Consider the following 24,629-nt stretch of genomic DNA (forward strand, 5'->3'; position numbering starts at 1 on the left):
TCCATTTGAACTTTAAGGGGGGATGAACAATGGCGGACAGCAGTAAAACCGAAAAGGCTACCCCGAAAAAACGGCAGGATGAACGAAAAAAAGGTAATATTTTTCAAAGCACCGATATTATCAGTGCATTTACGCTTCTTGTCATTTTTTTCATCCTGCGTCTTTCGCTTCCTCACTCATATGAGTATATGCAAATGTTTTTGGTTCGGTATTTTTCCTATGGTGCTTCGATGGACACCCTGACGGATGCGGGCATCATTAATATTGCGCGGGAATGTATTACCGCTATTTTTTTACTGGCGGGCCCTATGCTGCTGACTTCCATTGCCATGGCGGTGATCGGTACGGCCCTGCAGACCAAATTGAAATTTTCAAGAGAAAAAATCAAGTTTAAGTTTTCCAATATCAGTCCCCTGAAGGGGATGAAGCGGATTTTTTCTCTTCGCTCCATTGTGGAGCTCATTAAATCGGTGATTAAAATATCCATTATGATTTATTTGCTCTATACCTCTTTGATGGATATTTCTCACGAATTTACAAAACTGATGTATGCAGATGTGTATCAGGCGGTTTTGTTTATTTTAAAAAATATCATGAATATTGTGATAAAGCTTTCGATTGCTTTTATCGCCATTTCTGCTTTGGACTATTTATACCAGTGGTGGGAATATGAGCGGAATATTCGAATGTCCAAACAAGATATCAAAGAAGAATACAAACAGATGGAGGGCGACCCTCATGTAAAAGGCCAGCAGAAAGAGCGCCGCAGAAAAATGTCTATGCAGCGCATGATGCAGCAGGTTCCTACGGCAGATGTGATTGTCAGAAACCCCACACATTTTGCCATTGCCCTCCGTTATGATATAGAAAAAGATGCCGCACCCATTATTGTGGCAAAAGGACAAGACTATGTGGCTTTGCGCATCATTGAGATTGCGCAGAAACACCAAATTCCTATGACAGAAAATAAGGCTTTGGCCCGGGCTCTTTACAGCGAAGTAGAAGTGAACAGACCAATTCCCGCGGAATATTATGTGGTTTTGGCAGAGGTTATGGCTTGGGTGTATTCCATGAAAAGAGGTTCAGCTGATATTGAAGGTTCTTAATAACGTTATAACGATTTTTGTTGTTATCATTATCGCTTTTATCATCATACCTCTTCCCACGTTCTTATTGGATATGATGTTTATTGTGAACATCACGCTTTCTATTATGATTTTGCTGATGACCATGTATGTGAAAAACTCCCTTCAATTTTCGGTTTTTCCATCCATGCTTCTTATTACCACCTTATTCCGGCTTTCTTTAAACATTTCATCCACCCGGCTGATTCTGACAAAATCGGGGCATGCGGGGCAGGTGATTGAAACTTTTGGTACGTTTGTTCTGGCCGGCAACATTGTGGTTGGTTTTATCATCTTTCTCATTATCGTGCTGGTGAATTTTCTGGTTATTACCAAAGGCGCCGAACGTGTGTCTGAAGTTTCGGCCCGGTTTAAATTGGACGCAATGCCCGGAAAGCAAATGGCAATTGATGCGGATTTAAGCTCTGGCCTGATTACAGAAGAGGTCGCTTTGACGCGGCGCAGCGATATTCAAAGGGAAGCGGAATTTTACGGCGCCATGGATGGTGCCACAAAGTTTGTCAAGGGCGATGCCATTGCCTCTATCGTCATTACCCTGATTAACTTTCTGGGCGGTACGATTATCGGTATGGTACAGGGAGGACAAGACTTCAGTTCGGTTTTAACGACTTATACCATTGCTACCGTGGGTGAAGGCTTGGTGTCCCAGCTGCCTGCGCTGCTGATTTCTACCGCTACGGGTATGATTGTAACCCGTGCAGCTTCAGACTCAAGCTTGAGCATGGATGTGACCCGGCAGTTTTTTGCCCAGCCCCTTGTTTTGGTGATTACCGGTGTGGCAATTTCTTGTATGTGCCTGATTCCCGGTATGCCTTGGCCGCAGATTCTGTTGGTGTCGGTCATGATGATTACCATAGGCTTTGTGCTTCGCAAACGAAGCAAGGAAGAAGAGCAGGTGTTGGCTGCTGCCACAGGTGCGGGCTCGTTACCGATTGGCGGGTCGGAAGAAATTGAAGATGAGACAACCTATTACAAAAATATAGATAACATTTATGGTTTGCTGCAAATTGATTTGATTGAAATGGAATTTGGATACAGTATTATCCCGCTGGTGGATGAAGGCAGCGGCAGCAGCTTTATTGACCGTTTGGTATCTTTTCGAAAGCAGTTTGCCATTGAAATGGGTGTGGTCATCCCGGCGGTGCGCCTGCGGGATAACGGTTCTTTAAACCCCAATCAGTATGTGGTTAAAATTAAGGGTGAGATGATCAGCGAGGGCGAGGTTCTCGTTGATTATTACCTGGCGTTGGATCCCGGTAATTTGACCGGAAATATCGACGGAATCGAAACCATAGAACCGGCTTACGGAATTCCCAGTAAATGGATTACCACAGATAAAAAAGAGATGGCTGAAATTTACGGCTACACAGTGATTGATCCTTTGTCCGTGGTGGTGACCCATTTGTCCGAGACTATTCGCAAGCACGCGTATGAGGTATTGACCCGTCAGGACGTGATTCAGCTTTTGGAATCTGCCAAGCGGTCGGATCCGGCTTTGGTAGAGGATGTGGTTCCCAACCTGATTTCTTACAGCCGGCTGCAGAAGGTTCTTTGTTCCCTTCTGAAAGAAGGTGTTCCGATTCGGGACATGGAAACCATTTTGAGTACTCTTTCTGATTATGCGGCAACGGTTCGCGAAACAGAGGTGCTCACCGAATATGTGCGTCAGGCATTAAAGCGTACGATTACCCGCAAATGGTCAGACGGCGGACAGATTCGGGTGATTACTTTGGACAGCGAAGTGGAACGAGTCATTGCCAATTCCATCAACCGGGGCGATCAGGGCACTTATTTGTCGCTGGATCCGCAAACCACCCAAACCATTATTACAAAGCTGATAGACAGCATCAAAAAGGTAAAGGCAGTTATCAATGTGCCGATTATTTTGACTTCCCCAGTGGTTCGGATTTATTTCAGCAAGCTGCTAGAGCAGTTCTACCCCGGCGCGGTAGTGCTTTCCTTTAATGAGCTGAATTCCGATGTACAGATACAGGCGGTGGCTAACATTACTTTGGAGTAATCAAGCTGCCGGATTTTGAAGGAGGTGGGGGACTGGATGGAACGAGTCAAGACAAAGCCAGTTGATCTTCCGGAGCTATGGGCCGAATACTTACAGACAAAAGAAGACGATGTCCGCAATGCACTTGTGATACGATATGGATATATTGTCAAGTGTATTGCACTGAAAACAGTCGGAGCTTATCAGCATTTTAATTATATGGATGATTTGGTCAATGAAGGGTTAATCGCCCTTTTGGATGCGGTAGAAAAATTTGATCCGGAAAAAAAGGTGAAATTTGAAACCTTTGCGTCCATCAAAGTGCGGGGGGCGATGATTGATTACATTCGAAAGCAAGATTGCTTTCCCCGGCGATTAAAACGGATCGCCAAGAACATAAATGACGCCGAAAACACGCTCAGCTATGAGCTGGGGCGGTATCCCACTGAACAGGAACTGGCCGATTATCTACAAGTGACTTTGGCGGAATATCAAAAAATGCAGGCAGAAACCTGTGTGCTGTCTATGATTTCTTTTGAAGAGATTATCTATGAAAAAGGAATAGAAGACATTCGCTTCAGTGGCCCCGGCGACTCGATTCAAGGCCCGGAACAGATTGTTGCGGAAAAAGAGCTTCAAGTGGTTTTGGCGGAATACATTGAGAGGCTGAATGAGAAAGAAAAAATGGTGATTTCCTTATATTATAAGGAACAGCTGAAAATCAAAGAGATTTCGGCCGTCATGGGAATCAGCGATTCCCGGGTTTCTCAAATTCATTCTAATGGACTGAAAAAACTGAAACGGTTTTTAACAGAATATAATTCGTAAAGGAGAGTGACCCAATGGTCAGAGGTTTTTACGCGCTTGGCTCGGGAATGATTACCCAGACAAGAAAGCTGACATCGGTGGGGAATAACCTGTCCAATCTGGAAACCCCTGGGTATAAGAGGAACCTTGTTACTTCCAGTACCTTTGGCAATATGGTGATCCACAGGTTGGACAACCAGGGCAGCCAGCCACTTGGTGAAATGAGCCTGATCACCGCGGCAGATCGGACCAATGTGATCCATTCTCAGGGCAGCCTGAAGGAAACAGGCCGTACCTTGGATTTTGCAATCCAGGGCGAAGGCTTTTTTGCAGTTCAAGGCAATAATGGTCTGGTATACACCCGCAACGGCAGCTTTAACGTCGATGAACAGGGTTACCTGGTCAGCGCCGATTTGGGCGGCCGCGTTATGGGGCAGAATGGCCCTATTTTGGTGGGAACCGATCAGTTTGAGGCGGATCCTCAAGGGAATCTTTCTGTAAACGGAACACCGGCAGGCACGCTTGCCGTTTATAACTTTCAGGACTACAATCAGCTGCAATCAGCGGGACAAGGAGCATTTACAGCCGCTCAAGGCGCCCAGCAGATGCAGGCCCCTCAGTTAATGTGGAAGTACACCGAAGGAACTAATGTAGACGCCGCTCAGGAAATGACGGATGCTCTTTCCATACAGCGGGGGCTTCAAACCTGCTCTCAGGCACTGAAAATGTATGATCAAATTCTATCCAGAGCAGTTACCGAAATTGCAAAGGTGTAACTTAGAAGGGAGAAAAGGCCATTATGATTACCTCGTTTTATACGGCGGCGACAGGAGCCATTCAATTGCAGAAAGGGCTGGATGTAACCGCCAACAACATTGCCAACGTATCCACTTCTGGGTTTCAGTCGCAAAAAAATTCCTTTGCAGATTTGGTGTACACCAACATCCATGCGCCAGAAGATGCAGATACAGAGCTGGTAACAGGTCACGGCACCAAACTGGCGAAAGCAGATACGGTTTTTTCTACCGGTGTTCTGAATAAGACCATGCGGTCTTTGGATTACGCATTGCCGGCTTCGCACCAGTTCTTTGCCATTGATACCGGCAACGGTGTGGAATACACCCGAAACGGAAACTTTCGCATTTCCATCGAGCAGGGCGGCAACTATCTGGTTTCGTCTGATGGGGGATATGTGCTGGACGCCAACGGCCAGCGAATCCGGGTGGAAAAGGAAGACGAGCCGGCTCCGGTAGGGGTGTTTACATTCCAGAATTGCGATGGATTATCGCGCAGTGCAGGTACTTATTTTCACGCTACCGAACTTTCGGGACAACCCCGGGTGGTAGAGGATGCAGAAGTAAAACAGGGATATTTGGAAGGTGCCTCTGTCAGTATACCGGATGAAATGACTTCCATTTTGGAAATACAAAGAGCATTTCAAATGAATTCCAAAATCGTGCAAATGTCCGATGAGATTATGCAGACTGTAAACAGCATGAGGTAGTTTTCCAAAACACGTCGTTTAAGAAAGAGTGATGGGTATGGATAACAGCAAGAACATGGATAATCTGGTACAGGCGATTTTAGATGGCGAAGATATTGCAACCATAGCGGGCAGTGTTGCGTTAAAACAGGAAGAGCCGGAATCTACCAAGTATTCAGAGTCTTCGGAACAGCCTCCTAATCTGGATCTTCATATTGCTTCCAACCGCATGCACGCTTCCCTGACAATTTCCCCAGCCTATTTGGGGCAGACAATTTCTCCTGAGACTATCTTGGAATATTTGAATCAGAACGGCATCTGTTTTGGAATCCGCGAAGGCGATATCCGCGAATATTGCCGGATTGCCAATTATACGCAACCTTTGGTCTGTGCCGTGGGGAAAGAGGTACAGGACGAAACAGACGGACAGATAAAATATCATTTTGATACCGAAAAGGTATTAAAACCGGCAGAGCGGAGCGATGGCTCGCTGGATTTTCGGGAATTGGGTCTTGTAAAGAACATAGCCAAAGGTGAAGTGCTGTGTTCCCTTATCCCGGCGTCACCGGGAACCGACGGAATGGATGTTATGGGAAATGCAATCCCTGCTCACAAGGGGAGGGCACTGTCTTTGCCGGTTGGAACGAACACACAGATTTCAGAGGACGGGAACTCGCTGATTTCCCTAGTGGATGGCACCATTGAAATGCTGCCCGGGGGAATTAATGTGAACGAGGTTTACGTGGTTCGGGGTGACGTGGGGCCAAATTCCGGGAATATCACGGCCAAATGCTCTGTGTTGATTCAGGGCGATGTGAGAAGCAGCTTTTTCGTGAAAGCAGGCGGAGATATTATCGTTCGCGGAATTGTGGAACACGCCCGGCTTGAGGCTGGCCGAAACATTGTGTTGTCACAGGGCATGAACGGCGGCGGAAAAGGGTTTTTAAAAGCAGGCGGGAACATTTCCGGCAAGTTTTTTGAAAATACGATTTTAGAAGCTGCTCAAGATATTTACGCCAATATTATTATGAGCAGTACTGTTCGAGCAGGCGGCTCCCTGATTCTAAATGGCACCGCAGGTTCTCTGATTGCCGGGGACTGTCAGGTGGGGCGCAGAGTCTATGCCAAAAACATAGGCAATTCGTCCGGCAGTGTAACGCGGGTTCAAATTGAGTCCCGGGAATTAAATGCGTTGCTGGCGGCTAACTGCAAAAAAATTGTGAATCCGGAGATCCTGACCCAGCAGATCGAAAGTGTGAAACAAGAGCTGTCTGATTTTGATCGAAATTATCAAACCCTCAGCCAGCAATTTATTACCAAACATCCACCGGATGGCGGCCCCAGCTTTAAAATGATACAAGCTGCCGCTGAAAAGAAAAAGGATCAATATCACAAACTGGTGCAGGAATTAGAAAGCAAACTGAATGAGTCTCGGCAGTCGCTGAATTCTTTTTTAGATTTTCATGTAATTGCAACGGGAATTATTTTCCCGGGGACCAAGATCGTGATTTCGAACTCCACCTATAATGTAGTGAAAGAAACCAGCAACGCAAAATTCTATCTGAATTTTGAAGGGATTACCTTTGGGCCGGTGCTGCCCTCTGACGCACCCGATACTGCAAGGTAAGAGCGATACAATTTTTATTCCGCTTCAAGAGGCTGACAGTCATATTGTGGCGGCGGAAGGAGTTTAAGTCCATGCTTAGTATTGATGAGCTAAATGAAATTCACCTGGATGTATTGAAAGAAATTGGAAATATCGGTGCGGGGAATGCGGCAACCTCTTTGTCGCAGATGATGAATGCAGAGATTAACATGGCTGTTCCCAAAGTGCGGATTTTGGATATCGCCGATGCGGCAACCGCTTTGGGCGGCCCTGAGAATCCGGTTGTGGGAATTTTAGCAAAGCTTTCCGGGGATATTGAAGGACTCATGATGTTCATCATAGGGCAATCTTTTGCGGGAGCAGTTTTAGAAAGTCTTTTGGGCGAAAAACAAGTCAGTTATGTTGCACTGACCGAAATGCAGCTTTCCGCTATCTCAGAAATTGGCAATATCATGATTTCGGCTTATCTGAGCTCCATCAGCACATTATCTCAGATGACAATTAAATCTTCGGTTCCGGCAATCGCAGTGGATATGGTGGGGGCATTGCTGAGCGTTCCCGCGATTGAAATGAGTACGGTTTCGGATAAGATTATTTTTATCCAAGAGGATTTTTTAAGTGCTTCCAATGATATTACCTCCAATATGATGTTGATTCCAAGTATGGAGTCGCTGAGCAGATTAATGCAGAAATTAGGGATCCAATTATGAGCAATATGATAACAATCGGCATTTCCGACATGAAGGTGGTGAAAGGGGGCGAGCAGCTGGTCACTTACGCATTAGGTTCTTGTGTTGGGATTTGTCTGTTTGATCCTTTGCGCAAGGTGGGCGGTTTGGGTCACATCATGCTCCCAAAATATCCAGTGGCAAACCCCAAGGAAAATAAATACCGTTTTGCCGACAGTTGTATTAAGGAAATGCTTCGAGACATGGAGCGGCTGGGTGCCAGCCGCTCTCAGTTGGTAGCGAAAATAGCTGGGGGAGCTAAAATGTTTGAGGTTTCGGGGGATTCTGCTTTTGGCAACATTGGCCAAAGGAATGTGATGGCGGTAAAGGCCATGCTGGCGTATGAGAAGATTCCGATTAAAGCACAGGATACCGGTTTGAATTATGGACGAACCCTCTATTTTACGACAGAGGATGGAGTAATGACAGTAAAATCTTTCGCCAATGGGGTAAAGGTTTATTAATATTCATGAAAAAAGCTTTCTTTAAAATCCCGTTAGGGGACTTTATAGAAAGCCTTTTTCTTTTTTAGTCAGAATCCGTTTTTAAAAAGCGGTCGGGTGGGGGAGATGCTTTCCGATTCTAAGCACAGTGTTCAGCCGGCCATTAGCCGAATCAGGGATTTACCCATTATTACACCAATCAGGCACAAGACAACGCTGGCTGCGGCATATCCAAGCCCTGCCACCATCCTGCCTTTTTCCAGCAGGTTCACTGTTTCCAGCGAAAAGGTAGAAAAGGTGGTAAACCCACCACAGATTCCCGTTGTCAAAAACAGAAGCAGATTGGGATTGAGCGGCGTTATTTTAGGAGAAAACTCGCTGATAGCCCCAATGACGGCAGAACCCAATAAGTTAATCAATAAGGTATTGACTGGGAACATAGCTGAAACCGAAAGAAAAGCTAGTCCAAGTAAATATCGGCAAATAGAGCCGATGCAGCCGCCCACACCTACATAAAAACACTTTTCCATTTTTAATACCCTCCTAGAAAATAAAAAAGCCGACAGCTTCTGTAATCCTCAAATTACAGAAGTCATCAGCCAAAAGGCACTTTAGCATTTCGCAAGGGAGACTTCATTCCCAACTTTTATTGTAATTTTATTTTATCACTTTGCCAGTCGACTGTCAATTCAAAGTGTCCTTTTAGGCCGAATTTAGTAGTTTTTTGTTTGATAGAAAAATCTTCTTTCAATAAAAAATTTTAATTTTTAGATTGATAGAACAATAAAAAAAGAGGAAACGAAAAATTCGTTTCCTCTTTTGATACAACACTTTAAATCAGTCGCTGCTAAAGGGCAGCAGTGCGATATGACGAGAGCGTTTGATTGCTACAGTCAATTCACGCTGATGATGTGCGCATGTGCCGGTTACTCTGCGAGGCAAAATTTTTGCTCTTTCAGAAATAAAACGACGCAGCTTAGCTACATCCTTATAATCAATAGTATCGATTCTTTCTACACAAAAGCTGCAAACCTTTTTGCGTCCTTTGCGTCCGCCGCGACGATTGTCGCGCTCGGGACGATCGTTTCTATCCGCCATGCTAAAAGCCTCCTTTTCTCAATCAAAAAATAAAGTAAATCCCTGAGGAAATCAAAACGGCAGATCGTCGTCTGTGGGAATTTCCTCAAAATCACCGGTGTTTCCACTGGTGTAGGCAGGGGCGGGCATACTGGGAGCTTCGGTGCGGCCACCATAATTGCTGCCGCTATACCCAGAGCCGGATGTACCACTGTCGCGTTTTGACTCTGCGAAGTGAACATTATCCGCCACAATTTCAAAAGCCTTGCGTTTGTTTCCGTCCTTGTCTTGGTAGCTGCGGGTCTGAATAGACCCCTGAACCGCAATTAACTGCCCTTTGCGGAAGTATTTGCATACAAACTCCGCTGTTGAACGCCATGCAACAATATCAATGAAATCGGCTTGACGTTCCGCGCCGGACTTGACATAAGAACGGTCTACCGCAATCGTGAAGCTGGTGACAGCAACATCATTGGGAGTGTGACGAAGCTCTGGGTCGGCAACCAGCCTGCCCATCAATACAGCTACATTGAGCATATCAATCACTCTCTTTCAGCAGTTTCAGTTTTCGGGACTTCAACAACCTTTTTCGGCTTTTCTTTCTTTACTTCTTTTCTGATGATGAGAGAACGAAGGACTCCGTCAGTGATCTTGTAGATACGGTCTAACTCCGCGGTAAAATCGGGAGAGCTCGTAAAATTGATCAAGGTGTAGTAACCCTCGAACTGCTTGTTGATGGGGTATGCAAGGCGACGCTTGCCCCACTCATCGACGCCGTCAATGGTAGCGTTGTTTTCGATCAGAGTTTTAAACTTCTGAACGTTTGCAGCAACCGCTTCTTCCCCCTGAGTTGTGGAAAGAATGAATACGGTTTCATAAGCATTTTTTACATCTGGCATTTGATTGCACCTCCTTCTGGACTTTGGCCCCAATGTTTCAATTGGAGCAAGGAATTTTTTATGATAAGCTATGCTTGACCAGCAAGAACAGCTTAACGGACTAATTATAGCAGTGTAACTATGCCGAGTCAAGTTGTTTTTACAAACAATCTGGGTAAAAGACAAGTTATCTCGTGCTAATTAGGAAAAAGAAATGATTCTATGCTGCATTTTGATTATCAGCATGTTTTGTGTTACAAAATGAAAGAGAGCATACCGCGGTATACCCTCTTTCTTGTGTCTTTTTATAACCTTTTGGCAACCTCTTTTAAATAAGTGCGAAAACATTCTCCGATTTCGGGATGTTTTAAGGCTACTTCCACCGAGGCTTGCATAATCCCCAACTTATTGCCCATGTCATATCGGGTTCCAATAAAGTCCACAGCCGTCATGCCTTGGCTTCTGGCCAGCACGCACATGGCGTCTGTCAGCTGAATCTCTCCGCCGGTACCCGGCGGGGTTTGATCCAGAATGTCAAAAATCTCGGGCGGCAGCACACAGCGCCCTAAAATAGAATAGTAGGACAGCACTTCTTGGGGTGAGGGTTTTTCAATCATGTCGGTACAGGTGAAAAGATTGTCTCGCAGCTTTTCTACCTTTAAAGAGCTGTACCGGCCAATCATTTCTGGTGCCACCTGTTTTACACCCAGAACACCTTTTCCAAATTCCTCATAAGCACGAATCAGTTGGCCGCAGGCTGGGTCATCGCCAATGATCACATCATCCCCGTACAAAACAGCAAAGGGTTCATTTCCCACAAAGGAACGGGCGCAATTGACTGCATGCCCCAGACCGCGGGTTTCCTTTTGCCGGATAAAATAAATATTGGCCAGGCGGGAAATATCGATGATCTCTTTTAGTGTTTCCTCTTTTTCTGCTCCTCCCACCGAAAGGTGGGCTTCCAGTTCCGGAACCCGGTCAAAATGATCCTCAATCAGGCTCTTGCCCCGGTTTGTAATAATTAGAATGTCGGTGATGCCTGACTGCACGGCTTCCTCCACAATATATTGAATTGCCGGCTTATCGACAATCGGAAGCATCTCTTTTGGCATACATTTTGTGACAGGAAGGACACGCGTACCCAGTCCCGCCGCCGGAATAACAGCTTTTGTTACTTTCACAGGATTCCCTCCTACCTATAGTATTGAGTGGGGAGCGTCAAAATTATCTTAAAAAATTCGGTAAATAAATGATGATAGAATAACAAATCAGCAGACAAAGAGCCAAAGAAACATTGACGCCCCCATTTTCCTGAAGAGCTTTGTCATAGTCTGCCTGTATGGGATATTGTGTCCGAAGACAACGGATATTCTCTATACTATGCTTATAATACAGACGATTGGCATTGATTCCGCAATAGAGCATAATGCTAAGCTGCAATACTACGGTGATGAGCGGGGTAAACAAAAGAAAAATACTTCCCGCATCCAACTGATACACTAATTCGGTCACCCGTATCAGTTCTTCGTAACTGGGATAGGCGGCAACACTGACACCGGCCTGTTCATACAGCTGAATCAGCAAAGGGGTAGCATAATTCAGTGACACCACTGTGTTGGTGATAAAAAGCAAAGCCATGAGCGACAGGAGAACTGCGCCGAGTTTATACATTTTGCGATACAGCAGCCAGCCGCCGGAAAATAAAAAAGCGGAAAAGCTAAAACGGCTTTTATTTCTTTTTTTAATATTGAAAAATACAGTAAGAAAATAAGGGGAGTTATTTTGAACGTATTTGGCCACATCCCCTGCGGTAACGCCCTCTTCCAGCGGTTCATCTGACGTGATGGTGATGGGGTTAAAAGGGGAAGGGGCTCCGCTTTGCGGCGGAAAACCGTTTTGATATGGAAATGCCCTGGGATCGGGGGGGACGGGAGCACCCGGGTTTTGATATCCCGTATTCTGATACGGATTTTGGTACCCGGGAACGTTGCCCTGAGGGGGAACCTGCCCCTGCTGCGAATAAGGCTGCCCCGCATGGGGATTCTGCGGCTTTAGCGCAGAACCGCACTGGCTGCAAAAAAGCGAGTCTGGGGCGTTGTTACGGCCGCATACTGCGCAGGCAGTTTCGCTGTTATGTTCCTGTGTTGGTTCCGGGGTTGGCGGGGTCCAAACAGTTCCGGTATTATGTGTATCCGAAAACAGGCATTTTCCTTCTTTTTCATAGCAATGCCGGTGGTAAGGTGCTCCGCAATCCGGGCAGACAACAACGTCGTCTTCCGCCTGAAAGGGCTGTTCACAGACCGGGCACTTGATACCAATATACTTCATGCTCGAAAGCCTCCTGTGCTTGTAACTTCTAAATTTGATCTGATACCATGTAAAATAACTTTTTATTGTTGTCGTTATTAAAGACTATTGTACCTAATTCCACGCGAAACTGCAATCATTTCTTGCATAAGTTTTCAGTACGTTCATAGACTATGCCCGAGGGAGAGGTGGTTTTTTCTTTACATTCGCCAACAAATACCTTATAATATTTTATTATTGTGTAAAGACAAAATACCTTTATTGTGATAGAAGGATGGTACGGATGCTGCAATTTGAGGAACTACAGTTAACTTTGGAAGGCCTGAAACCGGATCTGGATGATTTGGCAGACGCGTTAGGGCTGGAAAGCATGAAACAAGAGATTTCTCAGTTGGATGAGCGGGCTGCAATGCCGGGCTTTTGGGATGATATGGAGCGTTCTCAGAAGATCCTTCAGCGATCCAGCGCACTAAAGAATAAAATAGCCTCTTATGAGAAGCTTTGCGCCGTGCGGGAAGATGCTTTGGCACTGGTAGAGCTGGCGAATGAGGAAGAAGATCTTTCCCTTTTGCCTGAAGCGCAGGAAGAACTGGAAAAAGTTCAATCCGGCATGGAAGCTTTGCGCCTGACAACGCTGCTCAAGGGAGAATATGACGCAAAAAATGCGATTTTAACCTTTCACGCGGGCGCGGGCGGAACCGAGGCGCAGGACTGGGCAGCTATGCTGTACCGGATGTACTGCCGCTGGGGCGAGCGCCATGGGTTTCAGGTGAAAACGCTGGATTATCTGGATGGGGAAGAAGCCGGGCTGAAAAGTGCATCTATTTTAATTGAAGGCATGAATGCCTATGGCTTTTTAAAGAGCGAGGCCGGTGTTCACCGTTTGGTTCGCGTTTCGCCTTTTGATTCTTCCGGCCGTCGGCACACCTCTTTTGCTTCTTTGGAAGTAATGCCTGAAATCGACAGTGATACTTCGGTGGTTATCAATCCGGAAGACATCCGCATGGAGGTGTACCGTGCCAGCGGCGCGGGCGGGCAGAAGGTTAACAAGACCTCTTCTGCGGTTCGCCTAATTCATATTCCCACTGGAATTGTGGCGGCGTGTCAGGTGGAGCGCAGCCAGTTCCAGAACCGTGAGGTGGCCATGAAAATGCTGACCTCTAAGTTGGTTGAAATTAAAGAACGTGAACATTTGGATAAGATTGAGGATATTAAAGGGGAACAAAAGGAGATCGCATGGGGTTCTCAGATACGTTCCTATGTGTTTATGCCTTATACCCTTGCAAAAGACCATCGGACAGGCTTTGAAATGGGGAACATCAATGCTGTAATGGATGGCGATATTGACGGTTTCATCAACGCTTACCTGAAAGCACAGAATTTGGGCACATTGGGTGAGAATATTGAATAAATAGGGGGCCGTGATTTGTCTTTTTTTACATCTAAGTTAAATTCCCTGAAAAAAAATCGGTTTTTAAAAAATGTTGCGGTTTTAACCGGCGGAACGGCAGTCGCACAAGTGCTGCTGCCTTTTGCGTTTATGCCGATTTTGTCGCGTATGTATGGGCCGGAACTGCAAGGAATTTACGGAACCTATGTGGTAATTACCAATATTACACAGCAAATCGCCTGCTTCCGGTATGATTACGCCATTGTGGTGGCGGATAGTGATGAGGAAGCGGGCGGTGCTTTTGTACTCAGCGCTGAACTGGCAGTACTTTTCTCGATCTTTATTGGCCTTGTGATGTGGCCTTTTATTCCGCAGCTAGGAGCCCTGTTTAATATGCCCAGTGGTGCAGAAAATACCCTTTGGATGGTTCCGCTGACCACTTTAATTTGCGGGTTGACCACAGCGCTGAACTATTTTAATGTAAGGCATGAACAGTATAAAGTAATTTCTGCCGCCAATATTATTCGCGTTTCGGTAATGATCGCTACCCAACTTATTCTGGGCTATTTGGGTGCTAGCTATTGGGGGATGATTATCGGCCAGTTCCTATCTTATTTCTTTGGTAATTTCCGGATGGTAATGACCCTGAAAGGCCGGATTCATCGTTCCATGTTCCGATCGCCTTTCCTCAAAAAGGTTGCCCGTAAAAATGCGGTATACCCCAAATATATGCTGCCCAGTGCTATGGCGAATAGTTTATCGCTAAGTATGATTGGCCTGTTTATTCCCATACAGTATGGTCAGGTAATGAGCGGCTATTACAGCAAGATTAATACGCTGTTGGGGCTGCCGTCTATGGCGGTTTCCAGTGCGGTTTCCCAAGTGTTCCTGCGGGGCGCTGCTGCGGATAAGCACAATGGTGAAAAGCTGAACAAGACCTTTGCCACGGTGACCAAATGGCTGACTATTTTATCCATACTCCCGTTTGGATTCCTTTTGCTGTGGGGCGACCCGATTATCCCCTGGTTCCTGGGGCCGGAATGGGCTCCGATTCCGGAATACCTGAAATATCTGGTTCCGTTGTTTATGGTGCGATTTATCGTTACACCTTTGACCAACAGCGCCATTGCGCTGGGCCGCCAAAAAGCCACGATGGTCTGGCAGTTCTTCCTGTTGGCTACCGTATCGGTTCCGTCGCTTTTGACTTTCGTCATTCCCATGACATTCCCGCAGTATTTACTGGCAGCATCCCTGCCGATGGCATGTGCTTATTTGATTTTCTATCGTTTCTGCCGAAATATTGTCAGAAACGCAAAATGAGTTGAGATGTGAGAGGTAACACAATGCAAAAGAAACAGAGTAAGCTTCGCCTGAGAGAGCGTGGCAAGCAGATGACAGACTATATGAAAGTAAATAAACCGTTTACCTATACCTTGGCACTGTTGGTGGTTGCCCTATTTTTTCTGGGCATCAACACCTATCAGAATGTCTATCATGTGTTGATGAATGATGACATCATCAACGAGGAAGCGGTTAAGATTGAGTTTCATGACGAAAATCTGGAGCGGGAAGTCCGCCAACTGCTGGAGCGGCCCAAAGACGATATTTACGATGTGGATGTAGAAAAAATAAGCATCATGACCATTCAGAATGTGCCGATTAAAGACATTCAGGATTTGCAGTATTTTAAGGCTTTGTCGCAGTTGACGATTTCTTCTGCCAAGCTGACTGATGTGAGCGCATTACAAGATTTACAGCACCTTAGAACTTTGGATTTATCCAACAATCAAATTACAGATGCAACGCCCATCGGAAAAATCAGTACACTGCAAAAGCTGTCTCTCAGTGGGAACTATATTCGGGACATGTCTCCGATTTATTCCCTGAAAAATCTGATTGAGCTCAACCTGTCGGGTAACTCTATTACCGGAGTCACCCCCGATGTGGCAAAGCTGACTAATTTAAAGATTTTAAACCTTTCCCGCAATCGAATTATGGATAACAGTGTGTTTTCTGGCATGTCCCAGCTGAATATTCTGAATTTGACTTCTAACCGGCTGACCGCCGTCAAGCCTTTAACCGGAATGGAGAATCTATATGAATATTCGCTGGAAAGCAATTCTTTAACCCAAATCGGCGATTTGGGCGAGCTGCCGGTGTTGGAACGGCTCAGTGTAATTTCTAACTGTTTGACAGATGTGAATTTTGCTACAAAATATCCTTGGCTTTTAGAGCTTTCCATTAGCCTGAATAACATATCTTCGATTGAACCTTTGCGGGCTAACACCCAGCTTCAGGTTCTGAAAATGCAGTTTACCGATATAGAAGACATTTCGGTATTGGAAACATTGCCCGATTTCAATTCTATTTTCTTAGATGCAAATTTTGATCGGTCAAAAGTCCGCTTTTTACAGGGACATTTCCGCAATGGAGATCTGCTTACCAAACAATATCTTTTGAACGAAAAATATGGCTTTGAGGAGAAGGATTAAGCAATGATCTGGAAAGAATTAATCGTTGTCTTTGGTCTTTTGCTCTCTCTGTTTTTGTTCAAAAAGGCATCGGCAACGCTGAATATTGGAAAAATCAATCTGATATCGTATATCATGTACCTGTTTTTACTGCAAACTTATATTGGTGCTGCCATGGTGTATTTGGGTGATCGCAATCATTACACCATGAAGTACATCACGATTGCAGACAGCTATGACCTGATGTTTTACAGCGTTTTGCTTTCAGCTATTTTATTTCCACTGACCATATTGGTGCTGTATCGGGTTTTTCGTATTGATATTAAGCACCAATACAATAGCTATTTAAAGAAAAGCGTGACGGTAGATCGAGAAAGACTGGCTTTTTATATTACCGCGGGCATCGGCTTTGTGTGCTGCCTGATGCTGTTGATTTATATTATTAAAATCGGCTATTTTCCGCTTTTGCGCTTGGTGCGCACTCCCGCAGGATTTGAGTTTGGTGTGGAACGGCAGCGGATTTCTCACATTGTTATCATCAACAGCTATGTGAAAAACCTGCTGATCGGGTTATTTTTGCCGCTTTTGTCTTATGTAGCATTTGCCTATGCCATTGTGCTGAAAAAATTCTGGTGGTGGGCCTTGACTTTTGTTCTGGTAGGTGCGGCAATTGTATCTGTTACCATCAATTTTGAAAAGTCTCCGGTTCTGTTTTACCTGTTTGTACTTCTGCTGATTTTGATGTATGCAAAGGGCGGTATTTCCCGGAAAATGGTGTTTGGCTTCGGTGCTGTCATGGCTTCGTTTATTGCCTTTATTTATATTAAAATGGGGTATAACTTTGCTTCTGGTGACAGTAATTTTTACAACGGCCCCATCGGCAGAACGCTGTTTACTCAGGTGGGAACCTTAACCATGCATTTTGATTTGTTCCCAACCATTTTTCCGTTTTTAGATGGGCGCAGCCTGTCTCCCACCGCTTTGAATTTGCTGGGAATTGAAGGGGGACATCTTCGTTCCGCAAAACTGGTGATGGATTTTTACGGATCGGAGAAAGTGTATGACGGCACCGGGGGCGTGATGAATGCCTTTTACATTGGAGAAGCCTATGCCAATTTCGGCTTTTGGGGAATGGTTCTGTCCATGGTTTACATGGGGCTGCTGATGGGCCTTTTGTTCTATGTGTTTACCCGGCTTCGCAAAACACCTTATAATCTGGCTCTCACTGCAATGCTGACCAGCCGAATGGCGTTGGCGACACAAGGCGGTTTTGTGGATTTTATTTATAATTTTCAAACCTATCTTTTGCTGTTCCTGTTGGCATGGGGGTATTTTGGCCCGATAATCTGGCAAAAAGTTTCTCCCCGTTTGCCGGCAAAATTGCACAGGCTGATGGAAAAATTAGAGGAAAAAGAAAAGAAAGCGGCGAACAAGGTATGAATATTTTGTATGTAACCTATATCGACTTCGGCGATTTCAAATCGGGTTCTTCCGTGCGTCCGCAGAAAATGCACGAGGCTTTTTTGGCACTAGGGTGTCAGGTGAAGCTTTTGCAGACGCAGCAGAACAAAAGGGCAGAGCGGAAAAAAGCGGTGGAAGAAATAAACCGCTGGTTGGATGCAACCCGTCCGGATTTTTGTTATGTAGAAAGTCCTTCCGGGCCGATTTTTCACGGCTTTGATCGCAAGCTGCTTCGTCGGATACACCGAATGGGAATTCCGATGGGATATTTTTACCGGGATGCTGCTTTTCGTTTTGACGAAATTTTTATTCCGGGCAAAAAGAGCCTGAAACAGCATGTGATTCATTGGATGTCGGAACGGGATATCCGCTTTTTAAAGAAAAACACCGATTTGGTTTATTTGCCGACCGAGAGTATGGCAAAATATTTTGACTTTCCCAAAGTGGCGTTTTTGCCCCCGGCTTGTACCGGAAGCCATGACAGCAAAATCGGGAAGGTGCCCGGCCGCCGCAGCATTTATGTGGGTGGTGTTTCCAAGCGATATGGGACGGATACGTTGCTCAAAGCCTTTGAACAGCTCAATCGCGGCGAGAATGGCGAGTATCCCTTAACGCTGGTGTGCCGTCAGCAGGCGGTCAGTTATATTGGCGAAGAATATTTGCATCAGCCTTGGCTGAATGTGGTTCATGCCTCTGGTGCAAAAGAGCTGGCTCCGTTGTATGCACAGGCGGATTTGGCGTTATACCCCATTGAAAAGAATGCATACAATGATTTTGCATTTTCAGTGAAGCTGATGGAGTATTTGGAATACGGTTTGCCCATGGTGGCGGTTAACTGTACTGAAACACAAAAGTTTATTGAAACATATTCTTTGGGTCTGGTTTGTGAAAATAACCCGGAAGACTTTGCAGAAAAAGTGGCTCAGATTCTAGGCGATTCGGAACTGTATGCCCGGTGTGCAGAAAGTGCCGTCAATGCTGTGGAGGGGAACCTTTGGATGGACCGAGCCAAAACAGTTTTGCAGGATTTGGGCGGCGATCAGGGGGAGGCTCAGGTATGAAAATTGCATTTGTATCGGCAGCCGGCTCCAGCCATACGGTGAAATGGGTGAATGCCCTCAGCCGAAAAGGACATACCGTTCGCCTGTATTCATTACCGGATCATGAAAATAAACTGAAAAACATCGATTCCTCTGTGGAAGTGGTGTATTTAAAAAAGGGTGGCTTTGCCGGTTATTTTACAAACGGCAAAGAACTGCGCCGGGATATTCGATCTTTTGCACCGGATGTGGTGAATGCCCATTATGCCAGCGGTTACGGAACGCTGGCGCGCATGGCGAAAGTCCACCCGCTGGTGCTTTCGGTGTGGGGCAGTGATGTGTATGAATTTCCACTGAAAAGCCCGCTGCACCGCTTTTTGGTTCGTGCCAACCTAAAAGCGGCGGATGTTTTGGCTTCTACCAGCCATGTGATGGCCGATCAGGTTCGCCGTGTGTTTGGGGAGCGGCGAAAGATTTGGATCACGCCTTTTGGGGTGGATTGCTCTTTGTTTACTCCGCAGCCACAGGAGCATACGGGTTTTTGTGTGGGGACGGTAAAAGCGTTAGAGGATGTTTACGGAATTGATCAACTGATTCACACCTTTGCTTTGTTTCTACAGAAGGCGCCGAAAGGCGGGGAATATTCCCTGAACATTTATGGCAAAGGCAGCAAGAAGGATGAATACCAGCAGCTGATTGATTCGCTGGGATTATCTGATAAAGCATTTTTGTGCGGGGCCGTGTCCAATACGGAAGTTCCTCGTGTGCTGAGCAATATGGATGTGGTGTGCCTGCCCAGCCGTTCCGAAAGCTTCGGTGTTTCTGCCGTGGAAGCGATGGCCTGCAATATTCCGGTGATAGCGAGCAATGTGGACGGATTTCTGGAAACGGTAGAGGATGGGGTAACCGGTTACCTGGCTCCTGTGGGCGACCAGGAGGCCATGGCGGAGCATTTGCTGCGATTCTATCAGGATACTGAACTGCGCCGCAAAATGGGGCAGGCGGGCCGAGAACGGGTTTTAAAGCTGTATGATTTTGAACAAAATGTGGAGCAAATGGAACGGGTATACAAAGCGGCCGCGTCCGGTGCTTCTCAATAGAACGAATTCCTCAATGAAATTAAAAAAGCGCGTACTGCGGAATCATCCGTAGTACGCGCTTTTGAATGCTAGTTTTAATTGTTTTTCATCCGTTTTTGCTGGCGCACGTCCTTGCCTAAAAAGGTCAGGCGAACATAGCTGCCGATAATCCGGGACACAAAGCGCTCGGAATAGCGTTTTTGCAGTTCATAGAACGACAAATTGGTACTGATGATGGTGGGGCGCCCGGCCATCAGTCGGGTATTCACGATATTATAAATTGCCGCATCAATAAAGGATGTAGCGAATTCAGTTCCCAAGTCATCCATAATTAATAAATCACAGCCCAGTAATAAGGCGTTGGTGTCCTCATCCTGTTCTCCGCGTCCAAAACGCTCCCGTTCCAAGCTGGTGGCCATGTTTTGGGAGGACACATAAATCACCCCAAAGCCTTTTTGAACTGCCGAGTTGGCGATGGACAAAGACAGGTGGGTTTTTCCCAAACCGGTGCCGCCCTGCATAATCAGGCTGGAAGACTCCAGCGAAAAATCCCGGGCATAGTTCCGGCAATAACGCAGGATATTTTCCATCTGCTTTTGGGGGGAAATTTCCCCTTCTTTTTGTGGGGCTTCCGGATAATAATCCAAAGAAAAGCTGTCAAAGGAACACAGGGCAAGAGGGGTCATCTCGTTGAGCCGCTGGTATGCCGTTTTTCGCAGAAGTTCTTTCAGGCAGCTGCACATTCTTCCGTCGATATAGCCGGTGTCGCCGCATTTTTTGCATTGGTAGTGCGGCTGAAGATAATTTCGATCCAGCCCGGCGCTTTGCAGCAATTGATCCAGTTCCCTTTGCAAAGACAGGTTTTCCACTTTCAAACGGTTCAGCTCTGTTACGGTGTCACTGCCATTTAATACCGCCTTGGCGGCGGCAATGGCGGTTGAGGCCAGCTGGCGCTCAATTTCCCGGGCGCGGGGGTACATCAGGTGAAAGGCGCTTCGCCGTTCCTCTGCCGCCTCATCTTCTTTGATCCGACGGTTGTTGAGGATCCCAAAGGCAATTTTATAGATTTCTTTGCCATAGGCCATTGGTGGGTCATTCCTTTCCAAAGGTTTCTGGAACCTGCGCGCTCATACGCTCGTATTCCTCGATGTCGTATGTGGTATTCTGAGGCTGGCTTTTTTTGCGCACGGCCGCTTTTTCCTGTTGCTCCATGGCGGCCTGCTGGGTGGTCAGAATTCCTTCTTTTTGCCAGCGCTCCAAAATTCGGTTCATATAACTTAGGCTTAGCTTTCCTGTGGCATCGACACATCGATCGTATGCCTCGCGTACCATTTGGGTTGAAAATTTCCATTCCAAAAGCCAGCGGTTGGCATACTGTTCCTCCCGTTGGCTGGGGGAGCGGGGCGAAATCCGCAGTTCTTGTTCAATCTTCTTCCAAGCTCGGTTGATTTCATCTAATTTGCGCAGTTTTTCTTCGGCCTTGCTGTGAGAGGTGATTCCCTCCTGTGCCCAGTCGCGGGCAACAGCCTCTATGTAACTGGTGTTATCTTTCCCTTTGCTTTTGACAAATTGCAGAAGCATTACAATGACATCCACCGGCAGGCCGTAATCGTCATGGATGGAAAGCAGTGCCGAGGATAGGCCGGGGGAGAGGGGACGCCCCAAAAGCTGTTGGGCTTCCTGCATCAAAAAGCGGATTTCTGCCGACTGATTAACCCGTTCCGCAATAAAGATTCCGTCTGGCTTTGGAATCCGGCGCGGAGCAGCCGGGGGTTCCACAGGGGAGACGGCAGGAGCCGAAATAGGTGGTTCTTCGTGTGGGGCGGCGCTGACAGGCGGAAGATTCGGTGTTTTGTTTTCCGGAGAAGGAGCCTCTTGTCCGGTTTCTGTGGCCAGGCCAATTTGAATCCAATATTGCATGGCATCTTGTACATCGGGTGCGCTGATTCCCAGAGCCCCCGCAATGTCCTGATGCGTAAAGGATTCCCCGGCGTGGCGTAAAACCCACAGAAGAACCTTCAGCTGGACAGAGCCAGCCAGCTTGATATGCGTATCGACAAGAGTGCTGGGAACGGCAAAAACCGCTTTCCAGGCACTTGGATGAATGGAAAAAGACATGATAAACTCCTTTATACACATGCGCCGGATGATGCGGCAATACACAATACTGGATGGATTCCGGGCGTTTTATAGCACCAAAATCTATTTTTCAGTATAACACAAACAATAAAAAAAGACATGACATACGTTTCATTTTTCTGAAGAAAGGAATGATGTCATTTCTTTTATTTTACAAAGCTATTTAAAACCAAACGATAACTGGTTTATGATATAATTTCAGAACAGAAAACCTATTTTGCGGCGTAAACTTTCCTGTGCGAAAGTGCAAGCTATCATTCCACATTCTTTTATAGGGAACGAAAGCTTTATTTTCGGTTATGCCGTGAGGTTATTATAACATAATTTTGTCCATCAGGGAATAGTCCCTTTGAGAAGATAAATTGAATAAAATAAAAAAATAGAAAAAAATTGGAAAAATCTATTGACAAAAGGGCGAATTCTGTCGTATAATAACTCTCGCAGTTGCTTGCGGATGTAGCTCATCTGGTAGAGCGCCACCTTGCCAAGGTGGAGGTAGCGAGTTCGAGCCTCGTCATCCGCTCCAAAAGAAAAACGGTGAATTTCAGTATGAAATTCACCGTTTTTTGATCACAATGGGAATCTGACAAATCATTGGATTGGTTTTAGGCCGGAAAATGATTGGGGATGAGAGATGCTCCCATAGGGGTAAAATTTTTTAATCCTTCGGTTGGGGGTTCTTCTAAAATACTTGGGCAAACAAAAGAGAAAACACGGGGGAAAGACAGGCATGAAAATTTGATTGGCCGCTTAAACCGTCTATTTTCGCCAAAAGAGAAGGGCCGGGCTTTTGCTGTTTTTGATCATTAAAAGACAGGCTGTGTGAAGAGTACCTACCGTACCTCATTTGACATACACCCAGGCATTTGCTATGATCCTAAAGGTTTCAGTGTTAGCGAAAAGTATGAGAAAGAGGGAGTCTATTGTTTCATTTGGTGACGGATTATGCGACTGATTTAAAGAGAGAATTTCATGGATATGGTCCCGGAAAATTGCGTAAGGATTTTCTGTCGGGGATTACTGTGGCGGCTGTGGCGCTGCCTTTGGCACTGGCCTTTGGTGTGGGGAGCGGGGCAGATGCCGCTGCCGGCCTGATTACTGCCATTATTTCCGCTTTTGTTATTTCGGCTCTTTCGGGGGCATCCTTTCAGATTTCGGGCCCCACAGGAGCTATGACGGCAATTTTGGTGCCGTTGGCGGCTCGTTATGGACTAAACACCTTATTTGCTGCGTCTTTATTGGCTGGACTTTTGCTGATATTGGCGGGGCTTTTTCGTTTGGGGAACCTGGTGTATTTTCTTCCTTCCCCTGTTATTTCGGGCTTTACCTCGGGCATTGCTGTGATTATTGCACTGGGTCAGGTGGGGAACTTATTCGGGGTTCCTTTAACCGGGGAAAATGCCTTGGGGCGGGTTGTTCATCTATTTCAAGGTGGATTTTCTCCCAATTGGTATGCACTTGGAATTGGACTTTTTGTAATTACACTCATGGCCTTTTGGCCGAAAAAATGGGGTTCCCGGGTGCCCGGATCTTTGGCCGGAGTCATTGCGGCTACCGTTCTGGCTGTTTTGCTGGAGCTTCCGGTGGATACGGTGGGGGCAATCCCGCAAACCTTGGTACATAGCAGCCGCCTAACCATCGGCTCTTTAACGCAAATGCAGCTGGATGTTATTTTACTGCCCGCGGTCAGTATTGCGGTTCTGTGCATGATTGAAAGCCTGTTGTGCGGTGCGGCAGGCGGGCGCATGAAAGGGGAGCGTATGAACGCAGACCGGGAACTGGTGGCTCAGGGGGTGGGCAACCTGATTTTACCCTTTTTGGGCGGCGTGCCGGCAACAGCCGCCATTGCGCGCACCAGTGTGGCCATTAAGTCAGGTTGCCAAACCCGCCTGACCGGTGTGATTCAGGGCGTGGTTCTGCTGCTTTCTATGTTCTTATTAAGTCCTTTCATGTCTCGGATTCCTATGGCCGCTTTGGCGGGAGTGCTGATGGTAACCGCCTGGCGCATGAATGAGTGGGAGAGCATTCGGTATTTATTCAGCCATAAATTTAAAGGGGCAATTTCTAAATTTGTGCTGACCATGCTGACCACCGTATTGTTTGATTTGACCATCGCAATTGCGGCTGGTGTGCTGTTTTCGATTGCGCTGTTTGTGGTTCGCATTTCCAGCCTTCAGGTTTCCGTCAGCGAACTGGATAAAAAACGCATGAAGCTTCCGTCAGAAGCCAGCCGGCACATTCAGGTGATTTATATTACGGGAGCCGTGTTTTTCGGTTCGTTGGAACAGCTGGAATCGGGACTGACGAAAGCGGATGGTGATGTGCTGATTTTGTCCATGCGGGGCGTTCCTTTTGTGGATACTTCGGCGGTGGCTTTTCTTTTGGAATATTGCCAGGAGCGGCAAAAGGAAGGGGTCACCATTCTGTTTTCCAGCATTCAGCCGTCGGTTAAAGAAATGCTGGATCGTGCCGGAATCACCGATGTGGTTGGCCAGGATTCCTATTATTTCAATGCGAAGGATGCAATTTTATCTCATCTGGACGAATAAAGACAAAGAAAAAAGCCCTTGCCTGCA

23 protein-coding genes, 1 tRNA gene and 1 riboswitch are annotated in these 24,629 nt (G+C 46.3%); of the genes, 16 read left to right on the plus strand and 8 right to left on the minus strand.

Annotated features, from left to right (window positions below; all coding sequences use genetic code 11):
* The first annotated feature begins 29 nt into the window (after positions 1-29).
* From flhB to C1A02_RS03590, 8 genes are all read left to right on the plus strand, one after another.
* Entirely contained in the window at positions 30-1,106 is a 1,077-nt protein-coding gene (gene flhB, locus C1A02_RS03555; protein WP_101696811.1) for a flagellar biosynthesis protein FlhB, read from the plus strand.
* Positions 1,093-3,165, plus strand: coding sequence for a flagellar biosynthesis protein FlhA (gene flhA / locus C1A02_RS03560; protein ID WP_101696812.1), 2,073 nt, complete (start codon positions 1,093-1,095; stop codon positions 3,163-3,165). The genes flhB and flhA overlap by 14 nt, the downstream gene beginning before the upstream one ends.
* Before the next feature lie 36 nt (positions 3,166-3,201).
* Positions 3,202-3,972, plus strand: a complete 771-nt coding sequence (locus C1A02_RS03565; protein WP_101696813.1) for a sigma-70 family RNA polymerase sigma factor — start codon at positions 3,202-3,204, stop codon at positions 3,970-3,972.
* Between the two features lie 14 nt (positions 3,973-3,986).
* Complete coding sequence (locus C1A02_RS03570) at positions 3,987-4,727, plus strand: flagellar hook-basal body protein (RefSeq protein WP_101696814.1); 741 nt, start codon at positions 3,987-3,989, stop codon at positions 4,725-4,727.
* Positions 4,728-4,750: 23 nt separating this feature from the next.
* The gene (locus C1A02_RS03575; RefSeq protein ID WP_101696815.1) at positions 4,751-5,455 is read left to right on the plus strand and encodes a flagellar hook-basal body protein; all 705 of its coding nucleotides are present in this window, start codon (positions 4,751-4,753) and stop codon (positions 5,453-5,455) included.
* Positions 5,456-5,492: 37 nt separating this feature from the next.
* Positions 5,493-7,061, plus strand: coding sequence for a flagellar assembly protein A (locus C1A02_RS03580; protein ID WP_243577898.1), 1,569 nt, complete (start codon positions 5,493-5,495; stop codon positions 7,059-7,061).
* A gap of 71 nt (positions 7,062-7,132) precedes the next feature.
* Positions 7,133-7,750 (plus strand): chemotaxis protein CheC, encoded by a 618-nt coding sequence (locus tag C1A02_RS03585; RefSeq protein WP_101696817.1) that lies wholly within the window; start codon positions 7,133-7,135, stop codon positions 7,748-7,750.
* Positions 7,747-8,232, plus strand: coding sequence for a chemotaxis protein CheD (locus C1A02_RS03590; protein WP_101696818.1), 486 nt, complete (start codon positions 7,747-7,749; stop codon positions 8,230-8,232). The genes C1A02_RS03585 and C1A02_RS03590 overlap by 4 nt, the downstream gene beginning before the upstream one ends.
* A 131-nt stretch (positions 8,233-8,363) precedes the next feature.
* Here C1A02_RS03590 and crcB read toward each other — a convergent pair whose 3' ends face one another.
* The 6 genes from crcB to C1A02_RS03620 all read right to left on the minus strand — a co-directional run bounded on the left by crcB (position 8,364) and on the right by C1A02_RS03620 (position 12,494).
* A complete protein-coding gene (gene crcB, locus C1A02_RS03595) occupies positions 8,364-8,741 on the minus strand; it encodes a fluoride efflux transporter CrcB (protein ID WP_101696819.1) in 378 nt (125 codons plus the stop codon).
* 49 nt (positions 8,742-8,790) lie between these two features.
* Positions 8,791-8,861, minus strand: a riboswitch (Fluoride riboswitch).
* 187 nt (positions 8,862-9,048) lie between these two features.
* On the minus strand, positions 9,049-9,309 hold the full coding sequence (gene rpsR, locus C1A02_RS03600) for a 30S ribosomal protein S18 (RefSeq protein ID WP_101696820.1): 261 nt from the start codon (positions 9,307-9,309) through the stop codon (positions 9,049-9,051).
* Between the two features lie 51 nt (positions 9,310-9,360).
* On the minus strand, positions 9,361-9,825 hold the full coding sequence (locus C1A02_RS03605) for a single-stranded DNA-binding protein (RefSeq protein ID WP_101696821.1): 465 nt from the start codon (positions 9,823-9,825) through the stop codon (positions 9,361-9,363).
* Positions 9,826-9,830: 5 nt separating this feature from the next.
* Entirely contained in the window at positions 9,831-10,187 is a 357-nt protein-coding gene (gene rpsF / locus C1A02_RS03610; protein ID WP_101696822.1) for a 30S ribosomal protein S6, read from the minus strand.
* Between the two features lie 284 nt (positions 10,188-10,471).
* Positions 10,472-11,347 carry a UTP--glucose-1-phosphate uridylyltransferase gene (locus C1A02_RS03615; protein ID WP_101696823.1) on the minus strand — a complete coding sequence of 292 codons (876 nt, stop codon included), beginning with the start codon at positions 11,345-11,347 and terminating at the stop codon, positions 10,472-10,474.
* 43 nt (positions 11,348-11,390) lie between these two features.
* The gene (locus C1A02_RS03620) at positions 11,391-12,494 is read right to left on the minus strand and encodes an RING finger protein (protein ID WP_101696824.1); all 1,104 of its coding nucleotides are present in this window, start codon (positions 12,492-12,494) and stop codon (positions 11,391-11,393) included.
* Positions 12,495-12,756: 262 nt separating this feature from the next.
* Here C1A02_RS03620 and prfB point away from each other — a divergent pair, with 262 nt between their 5' ends.
* The 6 genes from prfB to C1A02_RS03650 are packed head-to-tail and all read left to right on the plus strand — an operon-like array spanning position 12,757 to position 19,935.
* Positions 12,757-13,884 carry a peptide chain release factor 2 gene (prfB, locus tag C1A02_RS03625; protein WP_101696825.1) on the plus strand — a complete coding sequence of 376 codons (1,128 nt, stop codon included), beginning with the start codon at positions 12,757-12,759 and terminating at the stop codon, positions 13,882-13,884.
* A 15-nt stretch (positions 13,885-13,899) separates the two neighbouring features.
* Positions 13,900-15,183: a lipopolysaccharide biosynthesis protein gene (locus C1A02_RS03630; protein ID WP_101696826.1), complete on the plus strand. Its 1,284-nt coding sequence runs from the start codon at positions 13,900-13,902 to the stop codon at positions 15,181-15,183.
* 23 nt (positions 15,184-15,206) lie between these two features.
* Positions 15,207-16,355 carry a leucine-rich repeat domain-containing protein gene (locus C1A02_RS03635; protein ID WP_101696827.1) on the plus strand — a complete coding sequence of 383 codons (1,149 nt, stop codon included), beginning with the start codon at positions 15,207-15,209 and terminating at the stop codon, positions 16,353-16,355.
* Between the two features lie 3 nt (positions 16,356-16,358).
* Positions 16,359-17,774 (plus strand): oligosaccharide repeat unit polymerase, encoded by a 1,416-nt coding sequence (locus C1A02_RS03640; protein WP_101696828.1) that lies wholly within the window; start codon positions 16,359-16,361, stop codon positions 17,772-17,774.
* Positions 17,771-18,856, plus strand: coding sequence for a glycosyltransferase (locus C1A02_RS03645; protein WP_101696829.1), 1,086 nt, complete (start codon positions 17,771-17,773; stop codon positions 18,854-18,856). Before C1A02_RS03640 ends, C1A02_RS03645 begins: the two co-directional genes overlap by 4 nt.
* On the plus strand, positions 18,853-19,935 hold the full coding sequence (locus C1A02_RS03650) for a glycosyltransferase (RefSeq protein ID WP_101696830.1): 1,083 nt from the start codon (positions 18,853-18,855) through the stop codon (positions 19,933-19,935). The genes C1A02_RS03645 and C1A02_RS03650 overlap by 4 nt, the downstream gene beginning before the upstream one ends.
* Positions 19,936-20,009: 74 nt before the next feature.
* On the opposite strand, the gene C1A02_RS03655 is transcribed toward C1A02_RS03650, so the two are convergent.
* Entirely contained in the window at positions 20,010-20,999 is a 990-nt protein-coding gene (locus C1A02_RS03655) for an ATP-binding protein (protein ID WP_101696831.1), read from the minus strand.
* Positions 21,000-21,006: 7 nt separating this feature from the next.
* On the minus strand, positions 21,007-22,032 hold the full coding sequence (locus tag C1A02_RS03660) for a DnaD domain protein (protein ID WP_101696832.1): 1,026 nt from the start codon (positions 22,030-22,032) through the stop codon (positions 21,007-21,009).
* Between the two features lie 471 nt (positions 22,033-22,503).
* On the opposite strand from C1A02_RS03660, the gene C1A02_RS03665 reads away from it, so the two are divergent.
* Together C1A02_RS03665 and C1A02_RS03675 are read left to right on the plus strand one after the other, a co-directional pair.
* A tRNA-Gly gene (locus C1A02_RS03665) sits at positions 22,504-22,579 on the plus strand.
* Positions 22,580-22,976: 397 nt separating this feature from the next.
* Entirely contained in the window at positions 22,977-24,602 is a 1,626-nt protein-coding gene (locus tag C1A02_RS03675; RefSeq protein ID WP_101696834.1) for a SulP family inorganic anion transporter, read from the plus strand.
* Positions 24,603-24,629 lie beyond the last annotated feature (27 nt).

The sequence above is a fragment of the Clostridium minihomine genome, from assembly GCF_900240385.1.
GTDB classification, from domain to species: Bacteria; Bacillota; Clostridia; order Oscillospirales; family Acutalibacteraceae; genus Faecalispora; species Faecalispora minihomine.

Coding starts and splice junctions, on each gene's coding strand:
- C1A02_RS03590 (WP_101696818.1), top strand. CDS start 7,747: ATGAGCAATATGATAACAATCGGCATTTCCGACATGAAGGTGGTGAAA.
- rpsR (WP_101696820.1), bottom strand. CDS start 9,309: ATGGCGGATAGAAACGATCGTCCCGAGCGCGACAATCGTCGCGGCGGA.
- C1A02_RS03570 (WP_101696814.1), top strand. CDS start 3,987: ATGGTCAGAGGTTTTTACGCGCTTGGCTCGGGAATGATTACCCAGACA.
- C1A02_RS03620 (WP_101696824.1), bottom strand. CDS start 12,494: ATGAAGTATATTGGTATCAAGTGCCCGGTCTGTGAACAGCCCTTTCAG.
- crcB (WP_101696819.1), bottom strand. CDS start 8,741: ATGGAAAAGTGTTTTTATGTAGGTGTGGGCGGCTGCATCGGCTCTATT.
- C1A02_RS03585 (WP_101696817.1), top strand. CDS start 7,133: ATGCTTAGTATTGATGAGCTAAATGAAATTCACCTGGATGTATTGAAA.
- C1A02_RS03605 (WP_101696821.1), bottom strand. CDS start 9,825: ATGCTCAATGTAGCTGTATTGATGGGCAGGCTGGTTGCCGACCCAGAG.
- prfB (WP_101696825.1), top strand. CDS start 12,757: ATGCTGCAATTTGAGGAACTACAGTTAACTTTGGAAGGCCTGAAACCG.
- rpsF (WP_101696822.1), bottom strand. CDS start 10,187: ATGCCAGATGTAAAAAATGCTTATGAAACCGTATTCATTCTTTCCACA.
- C1A02_RS03635 (WP_101696827.1), top strand. CDS start 15,207: ATGCAAAAGAAACAGAGTAAGCTTCGCCTGAGAGAGCGTGGCAAGCAG.
- C1A02_RS03565 (WP_101696813.1), top strand. CDS start 3,202: ATGGAACGAGTCAAGACAAAGCCAGTTGATCTTCCGGAGCTATGGGCC.
- C1A02_RS03640 (WP_101696828.1), top strand. CDS start 16,359: ATGATCTGGAAAGAATTAATCGTTGTCTTTGGTCTTTTGCTCTCTCTG.
- C1A02_RS03580 (WP_243577898.1), top strand. CDS start 5,493: ATGGATAACAGCAAGAACATGGATAATCTGGTACAGGCGATTTTAGAT.
- C1A02_RS03655 (WP_101696831.1), bottom strand. CDS start 20,999: ATGGCCTATGGCAAAGAAATCTATAAAATTGCCTTTGGGATCCTCAAC.
- C1A02_RS03650 (WP_101696830.1), top strand. CDS start 18,853: ATGAAAATTGCATTTGTATCGGCAGCCGGCTCCAGCCATACGGTGAAA.
- C1A02_RS03575 (WP_101696815.1), top strand. CDS start 4,751: ATGATTACCTCGTTTTATACGGCGGCGACAGGAGCCATTCAATTGCAG.
- C1A02_RS03645 (WP_101696829.1), top strand. CDS start 17,771: ATGAATATTTTGTATGTAACCTATATCGACTTCGGCGATTTCAAATCG.
- C1A02_RS03660 (WP_101696832.1), bottom strand. CDS start 22,032: ATGTCTTTTTCCATTCATCCAAGTGCCTGGAAAGCGGTTTTTGCCGTT.
- flhB (WP_101696811.1), top strand. CDS start 30: ATGGCGGACAGCAGTAAAACCGAAAAGGCTACCCCGAAAAAACGGCAG.